Source organism: Natronococcus amylolyticus DSM 10524 (assembly GCF_000337675.1).
Lineage (GTDB): Archaea > Halobacteriota > Halobacteria > Halobacteriales > Natrialbaceae > Natronococcus > Natronococcus amylolyticus.
In genome coordinates, this window is sequence record NZ_AOIB01000021.1 from 298,849 (window position 1) to 313,631 (window position 14,783).

Genomic DNA, 14,783 nt, shown 5'->3' on the forward strand with positions numbered 1-14,783 from the left:
GGACACCGCCGTTACAGGTTCGGAAGCTCGGTCCCCGGAAGGAACTGTCCGGTCTGCCGGTAGACGCCCCCGAGAAGGACCACCCCCGCGACCAGCGGAAGCGCCGCACAGGCGAGGTACACGGGCCCGAATCCGACGAGTTCGGTGACCGGAAGCGACACGATCGGGCCGACGCCGCCGCCGACGTCTCCGAGGACGTTGTTCGTTCCGACGGCACGGCCCATCCGACCGTCATCGGTGAGATCGCCGAGCAGTGCCATCATCGGACCGCTCGTTCCGCCCTGTCCGGCGCCGATGAACAGACAGGCGACGGCGAGCGTCCCGGCCGAGTCGGCGGACGCGAGAAGGACGAACCCCACGAACAGGATCCCGAGAAAGCACAGCAACACCGGGACCCGCGACTGCTGCAGGTCGCTCACGTAGCCGCCGAGGAACATGAACAGTCCCGCGGTGACGACCGTGATAGCCATGAACAGCCCGGAGGTCCCCTGCGCGTCGAAGCCGAGCAGCCCGATGTCGTTCTCGCCGAGAAAGAGGACCAGCGTCGAGAACAGGACGCCGAAGTAGACGAAGAGTACGGCGAAGTTGATCAGGCCGACCGTCACTGCGGGGACGCTCGTGTCGACGTCCCACGGCTTCACCGACTCGCGAGCGTCGCCCTCGACGTGCGTCTCCGGGATCGTCGCGTACGCCAGACCGCTGGCGACGAACGCGAACACCGTCGCGAGGAGAAACGCCGCGATCTCCCCGCCGATCTCGCTGACGACGCCGCCGACGACCATCCCGGTCGGCGCCCCGAAGAGAACCCCGCCCCTGATGAGTCCCATACTGGTTCCTCTCGAGCCGCCGTCGCTGACGTCGGAGGCGATCGTATAGGCGGTCGCGAACACGAGCGCGCTGCCGACGCCCCACAGGAATCGCGCGGTCAGAAACCACGCCTCGGGAACGGGCGCCGGAATAGCGACGACGTACCCGAGCGTGGCGAACCCCTGGACGAACATTCCGACCACAAAGGGTGTTCGCGTCCCGATTCGGTCGACGAGGATTCCGGCGGGCGCGTTCGCGACCAGTCTCGAGAAGCGGTTCGCGCTGAGGATCACGCCAACCATGAACGGAGAGATGCCGAGAATGACCCCGAGATTCGGCAGGATCGGGAAGATCACGCCGCCGCCGAAGCCGATGAAGAACGTACTGAGTATCACGGCCCCAATAACGACGTACCGGTCGTCGCCCGCTCCGCTCAGCCGGTCGATCGATCGCGATACCGGACCGCTCATCCGGTCTCGCTGCTGCTATCCGGGTGCGTTCGATCCTGGTGTCCCGTCCGCATCGGTTCGAACTGCTCGTCGGCCCTCATCCTGACTGCCTAGTCAGTTAGCGCTCAAAGCAATTACGATCTCGCCCGGAACACGGGATGGTGAAGCGAAATATGGTTTACTGGCGTGTGATTGGCTCCTCGTCGACGCGCCGACAAGCATGAGTCGAGATAGTGCAGTGTCAGTCCAGCCTACCGCAGCTCGAGGAAGCGTGCAAACGCAAACGAAAACGCAATCGCAACCGCAAACAGACTCAGATGTTCTGCTGGGCGTGGCGCCCGACCGCGTCGCTGAGCTGTTCGGTTTTCTCGGGCGTCGCGGTCTCGAGCCCGACACGGACGGCCAGTCGGACGATCTCGCTCCGGTCGAATCCCTCCGAGCACTCGCGTCCGAGCGCCTCCTCTAAGGCGTTGCCGACCGCGGTCATCTCCGCGTCGTCCTCGTCGAGGGTCGCCAAAAGCGCCGCGACGGGCTGATCGCGGACGGCGACCGTCTTCGGTCGCTCCCCGCTGTCGACGGCCTCGATGGCGTCGACGAGTTCGTCGACGAACGCGGAGTCGGCCTCGGTCCTGATCTCGTCGTTCCGGTCGCCGCGCTCGGTCTTCTTGCGTAGTTCCTCGAGTTCGTCGCTCATTGTCGCTCACCCAGTCGCCGCTGGAGGACCGAGGCGCTGTCGAGAAACGCCTCACGAGCGCGTTCGGCGGTCGTCGAGGGCTCCTCGAGCGCGAACACCGTTCGTCCCTCGTCGGCCGCGTTCCGGATATCCTGGCTCGCGGGGACGTGTTCGGGCGCGATCGCACCCTCGTACTCCTCGCCGAACCCCTCGAGGTACTCGTTTGCGAGCTTCGTTCGGGTGTCGACCTTGTTCGGCAGGATCATCGCGAGGTCGACGTCGACGCCGAACTGGTCGTCGATCTTCGCCAGATCGCGCTCGAGGGCCGTCGCCTGCTCGCTCTCGAAGGGACCCATCTCGACGGGCGCGACGACGTTCCGGGTCGCCCACAGCCCGTTGTAGGTGACGTTGTTCGTCAGTCCCGGCAGGTCGATCAGGACGGTGTCGTACCGGCCGTCGATGTACTCGTCGAGGAAGCGCTCGAGCCGGGAGTAACGCTCTCGAGCGTCGTCGATGTTGCCGAGGTCGGCGTCGAGCGAGTCGAGTCCGGGGTGGGCGGGGATCAGATCGACGCCCTCGTCGGTCTCGACGATCAGGCTGTCGACGGCTGCGTCGCCGAGCTTCGAGGCGATCTGATCCCACTCCTCGGCGAACACCGTCGAGATGTTCGGCCAGTCGTCGTCGTTCTCGATATCTTCCTGGACTTCCGACCAGACGCCGAAGTGTTTCGCCAGGTCGCCCTGTTTGCCGGCGAGGTCGATGAGCAGGACGTCATCGCCCGCTTCGGCGAGCGCGACGCCGAGGTGGGCCGCCGAGGTCGTCTTTCCGGTACCGCCCTTGTCGAGAAAGGTCGCGGCTCGGTTGGTGCTGACTTCCATTCCGTATTCGTTTACGCAAGCGTTTGCACCTAATATAAAAGCTCGTCAGACGCTTACAGAACGGCGTTCGGCAATCGCTCACAGCTCGTGGAACCACGAATGCGGCCGAGCACGATGGCTCGAGAGGGGCGAAGCGAACCCACGGAGTCCGCCGACAAATCGGATATCGCTATACGTAATCCCAACCGACGATCGAAACCCGGGGTTCGCGAAGGCGGCCGTCGCCAACTCGAGTCCGGCTTGCATCGGAGGTAGCGAGTCGGTCAGCTCGCTCGAGAAGCGACTTGCTGCGTCGAATCGGGTCCGATAAGTAGCCGTACACGTTTCGATCGAAACGAGTGGGAACGATTTCGACACGCTGGCGGTACCGGGAGACGGTGCTGGCGCTGTGTACGCTCGCCTTTTTCGTCACGATGGTGGGGCGGCTGGCGATCAGCCCGATCATCCCCGATATCGTCGACACGTTCTCGGTCTCGAACGCGGTCGTCGGGCTCTCACTGAGCGGGATGTGGCTCGCCTACGGCCTCGCGCAGTACCCGAGCGGCGTGCTGGCCGACCGGTACGGCGAGCGGCTGATTATTCTCGTCGCCGTCGGCGGCTCGGCGCTGGCCGCGCTCGCCGTCTCGCTCACGCCCGCGTTTGCGCTGTTCTTCCTCGCGACGATTGCCCTCGGCGCCGTCGCCGGGCTGCACTACAGCGTCGCGACAACGCTGCTCGCCCGAACCTACGACAACGTCGGTACCGCCGTCGGTGTCCACAACACGGGCGCGACGATCGCCGGCCTCGTCACGCCGGTCGCCGTCGCCTGGTTGGCCGTCCGATTCGGATGGCGAGTCGCCGTCGCCGCCGTCGCCTTGATCGGGATCCCGTCGACGATCCTCTTCGCCTGGAAGGTCCGCCCAACCGAACCCCGGCGTCCCGAGACGCCGCTCCGGGATCGGTTTCAGGTGGCGCCCGTCCTCGAGCTTCTCTCGCGGCCGCCGATCGCGTTCACGCTGTTCGTCGCGATCGTCAGCGAGTTCGCCTGGCAGGGAACCGCCTCGTTCCTGCCGACGTTTCTCATCGAACACCAGGGCGCCTCGACGACGTTCGCGGGGGTGCTGTTCTCGGCGTACTTCGTCGTGCAGGGCGTCGCCCAGATCGGGGTCGGCGCCCTCTCCGATCGGATCGGTCGGGACCGAGCGATCGGCACCTGTATGCTCGCCGGGGTCGCCGGATTCGGGGTGCTGATCGCGTCCTCGAGCACGCTCCCGATCGTCGCCGGAATCGTGCTCGTCGGGATCGGAATGAGCTTCGGGGCGGCGCTCATGCCCCGATTCCTGCGGGAGCTCTCCGCGGAGGAACAAAACGCCGGCTTCGGGCTCGTCCGTACTGTCTACATGATCGTCGCCGCGATGGGGTCGGTCGTCGTCGGCGCCCTCGCGGACCTGTTCGGCTGGGCCGTCTCCTTCGGCTTCCTCGCCGCGTTGCTCGGTGCGGTCGGGCTGGCGCTCGCGCTCAACTCGCTGCTCGGGCTCGAGTACTGACCGAACGCGCGTTCTCGACGTGGTGCAAACTACAGTCGGTCGTGGCGGTTTCGTGCAGCGAAGTTAAGGGTCGACGTGCGTAATATTGTGGTGTATGAGCAACATCGACTTCGAACCGGCGGAGGTCGCTCGCCGCATCGACGAAGGGGACGAGGATCTCTTCGTCCTCGACGTCAGAAACGAGGACGACTACGAGGAGTGGCGGATCGAAGACAGCACGAACCTCCCGATCTACGACGAGTTACTTGATCACAACTACTCCACGCTCGAGGACCACCTCGAGGACCTCCCCAGGGATCGAGAGATCGCCGTGGTCTGTGTCGCCGGGATCACGTCGGCACGAGCCGCCGACTTCCTGCGCGAGCGCGGGTTCGACGCGAAGTCGATCGACGACGGGATGAACGGCTGGGGTCGGGTCCATCGCTCCTACGAGGTCGACGGCGCCGACGGCGTCGTCCAGATCGTCCGTCCCGGGACGGGCTGTATCTCCCACGTCGTTCACGACGGGACAGCGGCCGTCGTCGTCGATCCGAGTCAGTACGTCGACTACTACCTGAGCGAGGCCGACGAACGCGACCTCGAGATCGTCGCCGTCGCGGACACCCACGCCCACGCCGACCACGTCTCGGGTGCGCGGCGGCTCGCCGGCGAACTCGACGTCCCCTACCACCTCCACGGGGACGACGCTGGCGAGCTCGAGGGAGTCGCGGAACTCGAGGACGGCGACAGCGTCTCCGTCGGCGACCGATCGCTCGAGGTCGTTCACACCTCGGGACACACGCCCGGAAGCGTCTCGTTTACCGTCGGCGACGCACTGCTATCCGGGGACACGCTGTTTCTCCGCAGCGTCGGTCGACCCGATCTCGAGGACGGCGACGAGGACGCGATCCGAGAGGCCTCGAGCCGGCTGTTCGACAGCCTCGATCGGCTGCTCGAACTCGGGGGCGACCGGATCGTGCTCCCCGGGCACTTCAGCGACGAGTCGATCCGCCCGCTGGCGACCGGCCTCGGCGAACTCCGCGAGGAGACGACGAACGAACTGCTCGGCTACGTTGAGGAGGGCGACGAGGAGGCGTTCGTCGAGACGATCGTCGAGAGTCTCGCCGACGAGCCGGCGAACTACAACGAGATAAAACAGATCAACTGGGGGAAGAGCCAACCCGGCGACGACGTCGAGGAACTCGAACTCGGGCCGAACAACTGCGCGGCGAACTGACGGCGCGCTTCGACTCCGGAGACGGAAATCGAACCGAGCGACCGATCAGGCGTACGTCTCCTCGAGATACTCGACGATGTCGCCGCTCTCGTTCATTCCTTCGACACCCTGGCTCTCGTCGGTGATGACGGGCACGCCGGTCTGACCGCTGATACGCTCGACCTCGGTGCGGTCCTCGTGGGAGCGAGGAACCTCGATCACGTCGTAGTCGAGCTCGAGCTCGTCGAGTTTGGTTCGAACCTTCGCACAGAACGGACAGCCTGGCAGTTCGTACAGCGTGATGTCGGACATACCTGTTGTAGCCGATAGACACCAAAGAGGCCACCGGTCGGCCGACGAGTTGCCGGAACCCGCGACGCGTCTAGAAGACGACCATACCGGCCTCGACGGCGAAGTAGACGACGAAGTAGACGATGAACGCGAACGCCAGAATCCACTGGCCGAGCGACACGTCCCGTTGCTCGCCCATCGCCGCCTTGAGCAGCGGGTAGCTGATGATCCCGGCGGCCAGCCCGTTCGCGATCGACGTCGTTAGCGGCATGATCGTGATCGTCAGTCCGGCACTGATCGCCCACGCGGGATCCTGCCAGTCGATATCGGTGACCCCCTGGAGCATGATGATCCCGACGACGACCAGCGCGAGGTAGGTTGCGTACTGGGGGATCGCTTGCATCAGCGGCACGATGAGCAACGCGAGTCCGAACAGCCCGCCGACGACAAGCGCCGTAAAGCCGGTTCGTCCGCCCTCCTCGAGGCCGGCGGAGGACTCGATGAACGTCGTCACCGTCGAGGTACCGATCATCGCGCCGAACGTGGTGCCGACCGCGTCGGCCATCAGGGGTTTCTCGATCTCGGGCAGATCACCCTGCTCGTCGAGGAATCCGCCGATCTGGGAGACGCCGATGAGCGTTCCCGCGGTGTCGAAGAAGTCGACGAAGAAGAACGTAAAGACGACCAGCGCGAACACGAGCGGGTCGTCGGTGATCATTCCCAGGCCGTCGACGAACCCCCAGAACAGCGGCGTGAAGTCGTACTGGACGGACGCGATCATCGAGCCGAGTCCCTCGTTTGTCACCTCGTCGTACGATCCTTCCGGGGTGAGGACGTCGGGACCGACGACGCCGGCGAGCGTCAACGCCCAACCGGCGACCGCCGTCGTCACGATTCCGATGATGATCGAGCCGCGCAGCCCCCTGGCGTAGAGCAACAGCGTCAGAACCAGGCCCGCGAGCGAGAGCGCGGCGACCGGGCTCTCGAGGACGTTCCCGAGCGTGACCAGCGTCGCGTCGTACGGCACCACGAGTTCGATCTCCTGCAAGCCGAGAAAGAGCAGGAAGACGCCGATCCCGGCGCCGACGGAGAACTTGACGGGTTCCGGAAACAGCTCGATGATGTACCGCCGTGCACCGACAGCCGTCAGCGCGATGAAGATGATGCCCTCGACGAAGACGGCCGCCAGCGCGAGTTGCCACGGAACGCCGAGGATGACGACGACGGTAAAGGTGAAAAACGCGTTCAGCCCCATCCCCGGGGCGAGTCCGAACGGACGGTTGGCGTAGAACGCCATCACCAGTATCGCGGCGATCGACGCGAGGATCGTGACGACGGCGAGCATCTGGATGACATCGCCCTGGCCGTAGACCGTGCCGTTGATCGTCGTTTCGCTCTGGAACTCGCCGGCCTCGTGATCCCAGAGGATCGCCTGACTGAGGATCGTCGGATTGACAACGATGATGTACGCCATCGCCAGGAACGTCGTGACCCCGGCGATCAGTTCCGTCCGCAAGTCGGTGTCGTGCTCGTCGAACCCGAAGTACGCGCCGATACGATCGAAGGCCCCCATGTTGGATGTTCAGGCATACCCAGACGGATTAGTTAAAGTTCACGTCTTTGGATTCGGGGTTTCGATACACGCTTGTGTATAGATTTTCCTGTCACCGGGTGAGAGACCCGAAACGGGTCGTCCCGATGAACCCGAACGAACGTATTTGACCCCCGGGATCGTATCCGATCACCATGAGGTTTGTCATCGTGGGGTACGGTCGAGTCGGCTCGCACACCGCGCGCATTCTACACGAGGAGGGCCACGACCTCGTCGTCGTCGACGACGATCCCGATCGAGTCGAACGAGCAGCCAACAACGGGTTCGACACCGTCGAAGGCGACGGTGCCGACGAGGACGTACTGCTCGAGGCAGGGGTCGACGAGGCGGACGCTATCGGCGCCTTCACGCCAGATCTCAACGTCAACTTCGCGGCCTGTATGGTCGGAAACCACCACGGCTGTCGGACCGTGTTGCGCATCGACGAGGACTACCGGGAGGAGATCTACGAGCGCTACGCCGAGGACGTTGACGACATCGTCTACCCCGAGCGCCTCGGTGCGGCGGGTGCAAAGACGGCCATGCTCGGGGGCGACTTCAACGTCGTTGCCGACCTGGCGGCGAACCTCCAGCTGACCGTCCTCGAGATTCAGGAGGGATCCCCCGCGGTCGGCAAGCGCATGAGCGAACTCGAGCTTCCGGAGTCGGCCCGGATCTACGCCCACGGCCGCGCTCGCGAGGCGCTGACGATCCCGCTTCCGGGAACCGAACTCGCCGTCGGCGACGAGGTCGCCGTCGTCGCGGAAACCGAACGAGTAGACGAGCTTCAAGCGGCGCTGCTCCCGACGTCGGCCTGAGTAAAAAACCGGGCGGCGCAGAGAGCCGTGGACGCGCAGTCGAGATGGGATGGGGGTATCGTTCGGCGCGTCCGTCGTATCCGTCCACGCTCCGGCCAATAAAACCACGTCAGACGGCCGGCTGACGCTACTCGTCCTCGAGGCGGAAGACGAGCACGTTCTGGTGAACCATCGAGGGGACGAACGAGAACGGGTAGCCGTAGACGTGCAGGTCCTTCGTGGGATCGTACCAGACGAGGTTGGCGGCGAGCGTCAGCGGGGCCGTCGATTCGATCGCTCGCGCCAGCTCCGCCGAGAGGAACTCGTAGGACTGCTCGCGGTACATGTCGCCGATGAAGACGACGACGTGGCCCTCCGGCGTGACCGCGTCGGCGAACCGATCGAACTTGGCGGCCATGTCCTCGAGCCACTCCGCCTTCGTTCCGGAGCCGTCGCCGTTCGCGCTCGTGTCGGCTTCCTCCTCGTCGTCGCCGTCGAACGCTCCCAACTTGCTCTCGCGAGTCTCGTGCTCGTTTCGCGTCTGCTCGAGTTCGTCCATGTGCCAGTAAGGGACGTCGGTGAGCAGCAGGTCGACGCTGTCATCCTCGATTCCGTCGATCAGGTCGGCACAGTCACCACACTGCAGCTCCTGTTCGGCCAGCGGCGGCTCTCCGCGGGCCCGTCGCTCCTCGTTCTCGCGCTCGAGGACCTCCTCGTAGAGGTCGACCCAGCGCTCGTTGCGTTCGAACCCGATTGCCTCGCGAAGTCCGGTCCCCTCGTGTTCGCAGAAGCTCGCTCCCAGCAGGGTGCCGCCGACGCCGGCGAAGGGATCGAGGACGGTGTCGCCGGCCTTGCTGAACCGCCCGATCAGTTCCGCACAGAGCCGCGGCGGTTTCTGGCCGCCGTGCTCGCTGCGCAGGTCGTGCTGGACGTCCGGCGGATACCCCTCGTCGATGACCGACTTCGTGGCGTACTTCCACTCCCTGCCGGTGAGGTCGTTGACCCGGTTTCGCTCGTCGTAGACGCCCCGACCCTCGACGTAGCACTGGTGGTCGGCCAGTTCGCTGGTGTCGATCACCTCACCGTCTTCGATCGGCAGCGACTCCTCCTGGGCGCGCTCGGCGTCGAACGCACCGTCGTCGTCGGTTACGAGTCGGCTCTGTCGGTGACGGTCCCCGTCGTCCATGGCACGTGCTCGACTGTTCGCCAGGACTACTTAAAAGCGCGTTCCGCGGGGTTAGCTGGTGTAGGAACTCTCGCCGACGACCTCGAGGAACTCCCCGCGTCCCGTCGCCGTCGTTCCGTCGAACTCGGTTACTCGAACGCGAACCTGTTTCTCGACCGTCTCCGGCCCCGCACCCTCGACGATCAGATGCGTGTCGCCGATGTAGACGTGTCCTTCGGTCGCACCGTTCGACTCCGCCACGAAGACGTCGACCACGTCGCCTACCTCGAGCGACGGACTCGTCTCGCGGAACCGCCAGCCCTTGAGATACTTTTTCAGGAAACTCATAGTCGTGCCACCTCCTCGCTCTCGCGGTCGATAACGTACTCGCGACCGAAGCCGGTGATCGCCGCGACCACGAAGACGGCGACCAGCAGCCAGCCCTGGAAGACGAACGGGACGACCTCGATCGGCGTCGCGAGCATGTCAGCCGTCAGCCAGTCGTACTCGCCGGGGAGGTCCTGCATCGCCGTAAATCCGGCGAGAACGCCGCCCGACCACGGGAAGATGTACCCCAGCGCCGCGGTCTGGGCGTCCAGGATGTTCGCTCGACGGTAGCCGTTCAGGTTGAACCGCTCGCCGATCTTCGAGATGTACGGGCCGATCGCGACCTCCGCGGCCGTGTTGATCGTGATGACGGCGTTGATCAGCGCCGCGGAACCGACCATCGTGAGTTCGGCGTTGCGGACGTTCGTCGCGAGGTTCTCGATCGACCAGTCGAGGATCGCCTGGAAGGCGCCCCCGCGGATCATGATCTGGGCCGCAGCGATGATCAACAGGACGAGAATCGCGAGTTCGAAGAAGCCCGCCGCGCCGTTGATCAGGCTGCCGTCGACGTTGACCGCATCGGGATCCTCGACGATCGTCAGGATCGGGAGGAACTCGAGGGGCTCGGCGAGCGGGGCGTCCTCGGGTGCGTTGAACATGACGATATCTCCGAGCGAGAGCAGTCCGAGCGTGAGCCCCGAGACGGCGGCGACGACGATCCCCCACGAGATCGCCTCGACGATGTGTCGACCCGCGACCGCGGCGCCGATGACGACGCCCATCGAGACGAGGTGGATCAAGCCGATCGGTTCGCTCTGGGCGACGAGCAGTTCCTGGGCGTCGCCGCCGATCTCGAGCCCGCCCATGAACTGGCCGGCGACGAGATAGCCGACGAACGCGATGACCGCGGCGATGATCACGTACTTGAAGCGGGAAGCGACGACGCCCCCGATATCGGCATCCTGGGTAACGGCGCTGACGATTGTCGTGTCACTTACGGGTGCGAGGTTGTCGCCGAAGATCGACCCCGAGAGGATCGCACCGAACAGCAAGATCGGGTTCGCCCCGAGAAGAAGCCCCGCAGGGAAAAACAGCGTGACGAACGCGATCGCGGAGCCGTACCCGGTCCCGATCCCCGTCGTAAACAGCGCCGCGAGGACGAACGTCGCTGCCGGAAACAGCGTCGCGCCGATCCCGCCGACGTCGGCCAGCCAGACCAGGCCGTCGACGAAGCCACCGTCCTGTAACAGCTCGGCGAACATACCGGCCCAGATCCAGGCGACGATCGCCGTCACCGCGACCGGTTGGGTCATCCCCTCGAAGATCGTGTTCGCGTACGTTTTCCAGCTCCCGCGGACGAAGAACATTCCAAAGATCAGCCCGAGTAGGATCCCGACAACCAGCCCGCCCGTATCGGAGATCCGCCAGAGGGCCGTCTGAGCGACCGCCCAGAGGATGAAAAAGGCGATCGGGAACGCGCTCATCCCCCGTCCGCCGTAGAACGAGATCCGCGGCTCGTCGTCTTCGGTACCCTGGGTGAACGACTCGCTCGGGTCGGACTCACCCGGTCCGCCGTTCTCAGTACTCATCGTAACACACGACGGTAGTATCCCAACTCTGGCGGATAAATGTTATCAAATACTGACCGAACGCTACCCGTTGCTGTACACTTTTGTTCTCTCCTCGAGAGAAGGCTGACGTGTCGGTGTCCGTCGAGACCGTCGTCGTCCTGTCCGTCGCGGTACTCGGACTCTGGATCGGTGCGCGCTGGCTCGTCGACGCAGCTTCGGATATCGCGAGCGCGGCCGGGATCTCACCGCTCGTGATCGGCCTCACGGTCGTCGCGTTCGGGACGTCCGCACCGGAGTTCGCCGTCTCGATCGTCGCTGCCCTCGAGGGCAGCGGCGACGTCTCCGTCGGCAACGTCGTCGGCTCGAACGTGTTCAACCTCGGCGTCGTACTGGGCGCTGTCGCCCTGCTCGCCCCGTTTCGAGCGACCGAGACGATGCTCCGTCGGGACGCCGTCGCGATGGCCGTCGCCACCGCGGTCGCAACGGGCGTTCTCGCGAATCGAGTCGTTTCGCGACCCGAAGGTCTCGTCCTCGTCTCACTCCTGGCGGGGTATCTCATCGCGCTCGGCGTCGTCGCGCGTCGGGAAGCCGACGATACCGGCGGGGTGTCCCCCGAATCAGCGGAGAAGAACGGACTCGAGGCCACTGAATCGACGATTCGACTCGGACCGGATGCGGGACGGCTCCTCGTCGGGCTCGCGCTGGTAGTCGGCGGCGGTCACCTGCTGGTCGATTCGGCGACGACGCTCGGACTCGCCGTCGGCGTCTCCGAGTGGGCGATCGGCGTCACCGTCGTCGCCGCCGGCACGTCCGTCCCGGAGCTCGTAACGTCGATCGTCGCCGCGCGTCGAAACGCCGTCGCGATAGCGGCCGGGAACGTCATCGGTTCGAACGTGTTCAACCTCCTCGGGGTTCTCGGCGTCGCAGCGACGATTCGACCGTTGACTGTCGATCCCGCGGTACCCGCCAGCCTCGTCTGGCTCGGTGCGATCACCGCGGTCACGACAGTCGTGTTGGTAACCGGCAGACGGCTGACCCGGCCCGAGGGCGCGGTCTTGCTCACCGTCGCGGCCGGCTACTGGCTCGCGAGCGCCGTCGGCTGGCCGTCCGGGTGACATCGACGTCAGCGCGAGCCTTTGTACCCTCGAGACGTACGACCGGTATGAACATGCTCGTCGACGGCGAGTGGCGGACCAACGCCTACGAAACGACGGACGACGACGGCTCCTTCGACCGTCAGGAGACGACGTTCCGGGACCGGGTCCGGGACGACCCCGACGCCGAGTTCCAGCCGGAGGCCGGACGCTACCACCTCTACGTCTCCTATGCGTGCCCGTGGGCCCACCGAACGCTCGTGACGCGCGCGCTGAAGGGCCTCGAGGAGGCGATTTCGGTCTCGGTCGTTGACCCGTACCGCGGCGAGGACGGCTGGCAGTTCACCCCCGAGAAGGAGGGCTGCACGCGCGATCACGTCCACGACGCCGACTACCTCCGCGAGCTGTACGTCCGCGCCGACCCCGACGTCACCGCTCGCGTGACGGTCCCCGTGCTGTGGGACAAGCGGGAGGACACCATCGTCAACAACGAGTCAAGGGAGGTCATGCGGATGCTCGACACCGAGTTCGACGCGGTTGCCTCCCGGGACGTCGACCTCTACCCCGACGGCTACCGGGAGGAGATCGACCGCGTTATCGACGAGATCTACGAACCCGTCAACAACGGCGTTTACCGGGCCGGCTTTGCGACCAAGCAGGATCCCTACGACGAGGCGATCGACGAGCTCTTCGAGGCGCTCGACCACTGGAACGGCGTTCTCGGAGACCAGCGGTACCTCGCGGGCGACCGACTGACCGAGGCGGATATCGCGATGTTCACGACGCTGGTCCGATTCGACAACGTCTACCACACCCACTTCATGTGTAACGTCAGCCAGATCCGCGACTACGAGAACCTGTGGCCGTATCTACGCGACCTCTATCAGACCCCGGGCGTCGCCGACACCGTCGACATGGATCACATCAACGAACACTACTACACGACCCATCCGGACGTGAACCCCCACCGAATCGTCGCCCGTGGACCGGATCTCACGTTCGACGCCTCCCACGACCGGGGCGACCTTCCCGGCTCACCGCCGACGGCGCTCGAGGCGACGAGTTCGGACGACTGACACGGACCGGCGCTGGTTCGGTACGACAGTAATCGCTTTCAGGAGCCACTCGGGGGCTGGCGCGGTTCGCGGTCGCGGCGCCACTGCTCGAACCTGTGTTCTTCCTCTTCGGCGAAAAAGGCCCGCCAAATGAGCCAGCCGAGCGCGAACGCGGGCCACAGCGGAAGCAGAACGAGAGCGATGAGCAACGCGACGATGTATCCGAACAGCGACATCTGACTGTTCGGTCCGTAGCCCGTCGACTCGGGCACCTTGGTTGACATACGTCGGTATAGAAGCGTTCTAGTATTCGGTCTTTCGGTCTCGAGAGCAAGCGGTCAGGCGGTCTCGAGCCCATCCCGCGACGCCTCGTCGTCGTCCAGAACTGCCGCAGCGTCGTCCTGTGGCCGATACTCGAGATCGAGCATCGTCTCCGAGAGCGAGAGGAACCGCTCGCTGTTATCGGAGATGCCGTGTGCCGTCAGCGGCGTTTCGGGAAGCGTCCGCATCGCCGCTGCGTGGATGACCCGCTGACAGTCGCCCGGACTGAGCCACATCGCGCGGGCGTATCGCTCCCCGGCCCCGTCTCGGTTCGCAACCGCCTCTCTGAGTTCGTCCCGAGTCAGCAGCCAGCCGATTCGGAGGGTGACCACGTCGAGTCCGTGGCGGTTCGCGTAGTACTGCCCCATCGCCTCGCCAAAGACCTTCGTCACGCCGTAATATGTGTCGGGATCGGGCTCATCCGTCGGGCGAACGACCTCGGGTTGGCCGTTCGTCGACTCCGGGCGCGTCGGCGAGACGGTGTTTCCCATGTTGGCCGCGTGGTTGGAACTCGCGAACACGACCCGCTCGAGATCGTGTTCGACCGCGGCCGCGAACACGTTGTAGACTCCCTCAACGTTCGGCCCGGAGACCTCGTCCCACGCCGCCCTGGGATCGGGATTCGCCGCGAGGTGGACGACAACGTCCTGTCCCTCGAGGGCGTCGAACACCGCCTCGCGGTCGGTGACCTCGATCGGCGTCGTCTCGAGATCCTCGGACTCGCTGTGGGAAAACAGCGTCAGTTCGGCTTCGGAGAGGGCGTCGATCGCCTCCCTCCCGACGCTTCCGGACGCACCGGTGATCGCGATGTTTGTCACGCTCGAGCGTACCTCGTCCGACAGCAAATAGGTCGGGCCGGCGCGTTCCGGTCTCTGACGGACGCTATTGGTGCAGCAGTAGCTCGATGCAATAAATACGGAAAGCCCACACAGCAACCGCTGTGTGGGCTAAAGAGTATGAGTATGAGTGGTGGCGGCGAATCGGATTTCCCAGAGGGTCTCCCACTCCAGTACTCCCCGAAACGCTGGCGAGCTTATCTTCCG

15 protein-coding genes and 1 rRNA gene are annotated in these 14,783 nt (G+C 65.1%); 5 read left to right on the forward strand and 11 right to left on the reverse strand.

What is annotated here, in order from left to right:
- Positions 1-11: 11 nt before the first annotated feature.
- The 3 genes from C491_RS10375 to C491_RS10385 all read right to left on the reverse strand — a co-directional run bounded on the left by C491_RS10375 (position 12) and on the right by C491_RS10385 (position 2,807).
- Positions 12-1,277, reverse strand: coding sequence for an MFS transporter (locus C491_RS10375; RefSeq protein ID WP_005555917.1), 1,266 nt, complete (start codon positions 1,275-1,277; stop codon positions 12-14).
- A 292-nt stretch (positions 1,278-1,569) separates the two neighbouring features.
- On the reverse strand, positions 1,570-1,950 hold the full coding sequence (locus tag C491_RS10380) for a hypothetical protein (RefSeq protein ID WP_005555918.1): 381 nt from the start codon (positions 1,948-1,950) through the stop codon (positions 1,570-1,572).
- Positions 1,947-2,807, reverse strand: coding sequence for a ParA family protein (locus tag C491_RS10385; protein ID WP_005555919.1), 861 nt, complete (start codon positions 2,805-2,807; stop codon positions 1,947-1,949). The genes C491_RS10380 and C491_RS10385 overlap by 4 nt, the downstream gene beginning before the upstream one ends.
- Positions 2,808-3,145: 338 nt before the next feature.
- On the opposite strand from C491_RS10385, the gene C491_RS10390 reads away from it, so the two are divergent.
- Positions 3,146-4,333 carry an MFS transporter gene (locus C491_RS10390; protein ID WP_005555921.1) on the forward strand — a complete coding sequence of 396 codons (1,188 nt, stop codon included), beginning with the start codon at positions 3,146-3,148 and terminating at the stop codon, positions 4,331-4,333.
- A gap of 94 nt (positions 4,334-4,427) precedes the next feature.
- Entirely contained in the window at positions 4,428-5,549 is a 1,122-nt protein-coding gene (locus C491_RS10395) for an MBL fold metallo-hydrolase (protein ID WP_005555923.1), read from the forward strand.
- Positions 5,550-5,594: 45 nt separating this feature from the next.
- Here the strand turns inward: C491_RS10395 and C491_RS10400 are convergent, their stop codons facing one another.
- Positions 5,595-5,840 carry a glutathione S-transferase N-terminal domain-containing protein gene (locus C491_RS10400; RefSeq protein ID WP_005555926.1) on the reverse strand — a complete coding sequence of 82 codons (246 nt, stop codon included), beginning with the start codon at positions 5,838-5,840 and terminating at the stop codon, positions 5,595-5,597.
- A 70-nt stretch (positions 5,841-5,910) separates the two neighbouring features.
- The gene (locus tag C491_RS10405; protein WP_005555928.1) at positions 5,911-7,392 is read right to left on the reverse strand and encodes an NCS2 family permease; all 1,482 of its coding nucleotides are present in this window, start codon (positions 7,390-7,392) and stop codon (positions 5,911-5,913) included.
- A 173-nt stretch (positions 7,393-7,565) separates the two neighbouring features.
- On the opposite strand from C491_RS10405, the gene C491_RS10410 reads away from it, so the two are divergent.
- Entirely contained in the window at positions 7,566-8,228 is a 663-nt protein-coding gene (locus C491_RS10410; RefSeq protein WP_005555930.1) for a potassium channel family protein, read from the forward strand.
- Between the two features lie 127 nt (positions 8,229-8,355).
- On the opposite strand, the gene C491_RS10415 is transcribed toward C491_RS10410, so the two are convergent.
- Genes C491_RS10415 through C491_RS10425 form a run of 3 tightly spaced genes read right to left on the reverse strand, consistent with a single transcriptional unit; the run spans position 8,356 to position 11,288 of the window.
- Complete coding sequence (locus C491_RS10415; RefSeq protein WP_005555932.1) at positions 8,356-9,393, reverse strand: DNA methyltransferase; 1,038 nt, start codon at positions 9,391-9,393, stop codon at positions 8,356-8,358.
- Between the two features lie 51 nt (positions 9,394-9,444).
- Positions 9,445-9,720: a DUF7513 family protein gene (locus C491_RS10420; RefSeq protein ID WP_005555934.1), complete on the reverse strand. Its 276-nt coding sequence runs from the start codon at positions 9,718-9,720 to the stop codon at positions 9,445-9,447.
- Complete coding sequence (locus C491_RS10425; protein WP_005555936.1) at positions 9,717-11,288, reverse strand: Na+/H+ antiporter NhaC family protein; 1,572 nt, start codon at positions 11,286-11,288, stop codon at positions 9,717-9,719. Before C491_RS10425 ends, C491_RS10420 begins: the two co-directional genes overlap by 4 nt.
- 110 nt (positions 11,289-11,398) lie before the next feature.
- Here C491_RS10425 and C491_RS10430 point away from each other — a divergent pair, with 110 nt between their 5' ends.
- Positions 11,399-12,385, forward strand: coding sequence for a calcium/sodium antiporter (locus tag C491_RS10430; RefSeq protein ID WP_005555938.1), 987 nt, complete (start codon positions 11,399-11,401; stop codon positions 12,383-12,385).
- A 47-nt stretch (positions 12,386-12,432) separates the two neighbouring features.
- A complete protein-coding gene (locus C491_RS10435; protein ID WP_005555940.1) occupies positions 12,433-13,440 on the forward strand; it encodes a glutathione S-transferase family protein in 1,008 nt (335 codons plus the stop codon).
- A gap of 38 nt (positions 13,441-13,478) precedes the next feature.
- Here C491_RS10435 and C491_RS10440 read toward each other — a convergent pair whose 3' ends face one another.
- The 3 genes from C491_RS10440 to rrf form a co-directional block, all read right to left on the reverse strand.
- The gene (locus C491_RS10440) at positions 13,479-13,703 is read right to left on the reverse strand and encodes a DUF7535 family protein (RefSeq protein WP_005555941.1); all 225 of its coding nucleotides are present in this window, start codon (positions 13,701-13,703) and stop codon (positions 13,479-13,481) included.
- Positions 13,704-13,757: 54 nt separating this feature from the next.
- Positions 13,758-14,558: an NAD-dependent epimerase/dehydratase family protein gene (locus C491_RS10445; protein ID WP_049891752.1), complete on the reverse strand. Its 801-nt coding sequence runs from the start codon at positions 14,556-14,558 to the stop codon at positions 13,758-13,760.
- A gap of 149 nt (positions 14,559-14,707) precedes the next feature.
- Positions 14,708-14,783: ribosomal RNA gene (rrf, locus tag C491_RS10450) — 5S ribosomal RNA — on the reverse strand; the annotation flags it as partial.

Coding starts and splice junctions, on each gene's coding strand:
- C491_RS10410 (WP_005555930.1), top strand. CDS start 7,566: ATGAGGTTTGTCATCGTGGGGTACGGTCGAGTCGGCTCGCACACCGCG.
- C491_RS10395 (WP_005555923.1), top strand. CDS start 4,428: ATGAGCAACATCGACTTCGAACCGGCGGAGGTCGCTCGCCGCATCGAC.
- C491_RS10400 (WP_005555926.1), bottom strand. CDS start 5,840: ATGTCCGACATCACGCTGTACGAACTGCCAGGCTGTCCGTTCTGTGCG.
- C491_RS10375 (WP_005555917.1), bottom strand. CDS start 1,277: ATGAGCGGTCCGGTATCGCGATCGATCGACCGGCTGAGCGGAGCGGGC.
- C491_RS10415 (WP_005555932.1), bottom strand. CDS start 9,393: ATGGACGACGGGGACCGTCACCGACAGAGCCGACTCGTAACCGACGAC.
- C491_RS10380 (WP_005555918.1), bottom strand. CDS start 1,950: ATGAGCGACGAACTCGAGGAACTACGCAAGAAGACCGAGCGCGGCGAC.
- C491_RS10405 (WP_005555928.1), bottom strand. CDS start 7,392: ATGGGGGCCTTCGATCGTATCGGCGCGTACTTCGGGTTCGACGAGCAC.
- C491_RS10425 (WP_005555936.1), bottom strand. CDS start 11,288: ATGAGTACTGAGAACGGCGGACCGGGTGAGTCCGACCCGAGCGAGTCG.
- C491_RS10435 (WP_005555940.1), top strand. CDS start 12,433: ATGAACATGCTCGTCGACGGCGAGTGGCGGACCAACGCCTACGAAACG.
- C491_RS10385 (WP_005555919.1), bottom strand. CDS start 2,807: ATGGAAGTCAGCACCAACCGAGCCGCGACCTTTCTCGACAAGGGCGGT.
- C491_RS10420 (WP_005555934.1), bottom strand. CDS start 9,720: ATGAGTTTCCTGAAAAAGTATCTCAAGGGCTGGCGGTTCCGCGAGACG.
- C491_RS10440 (WP_005555941.1), bottom strand. CDS start 13,703: ATGTCAACCAAGGTGCCCGAGTCGACGGGCTACGGACCGAACAGTCAG.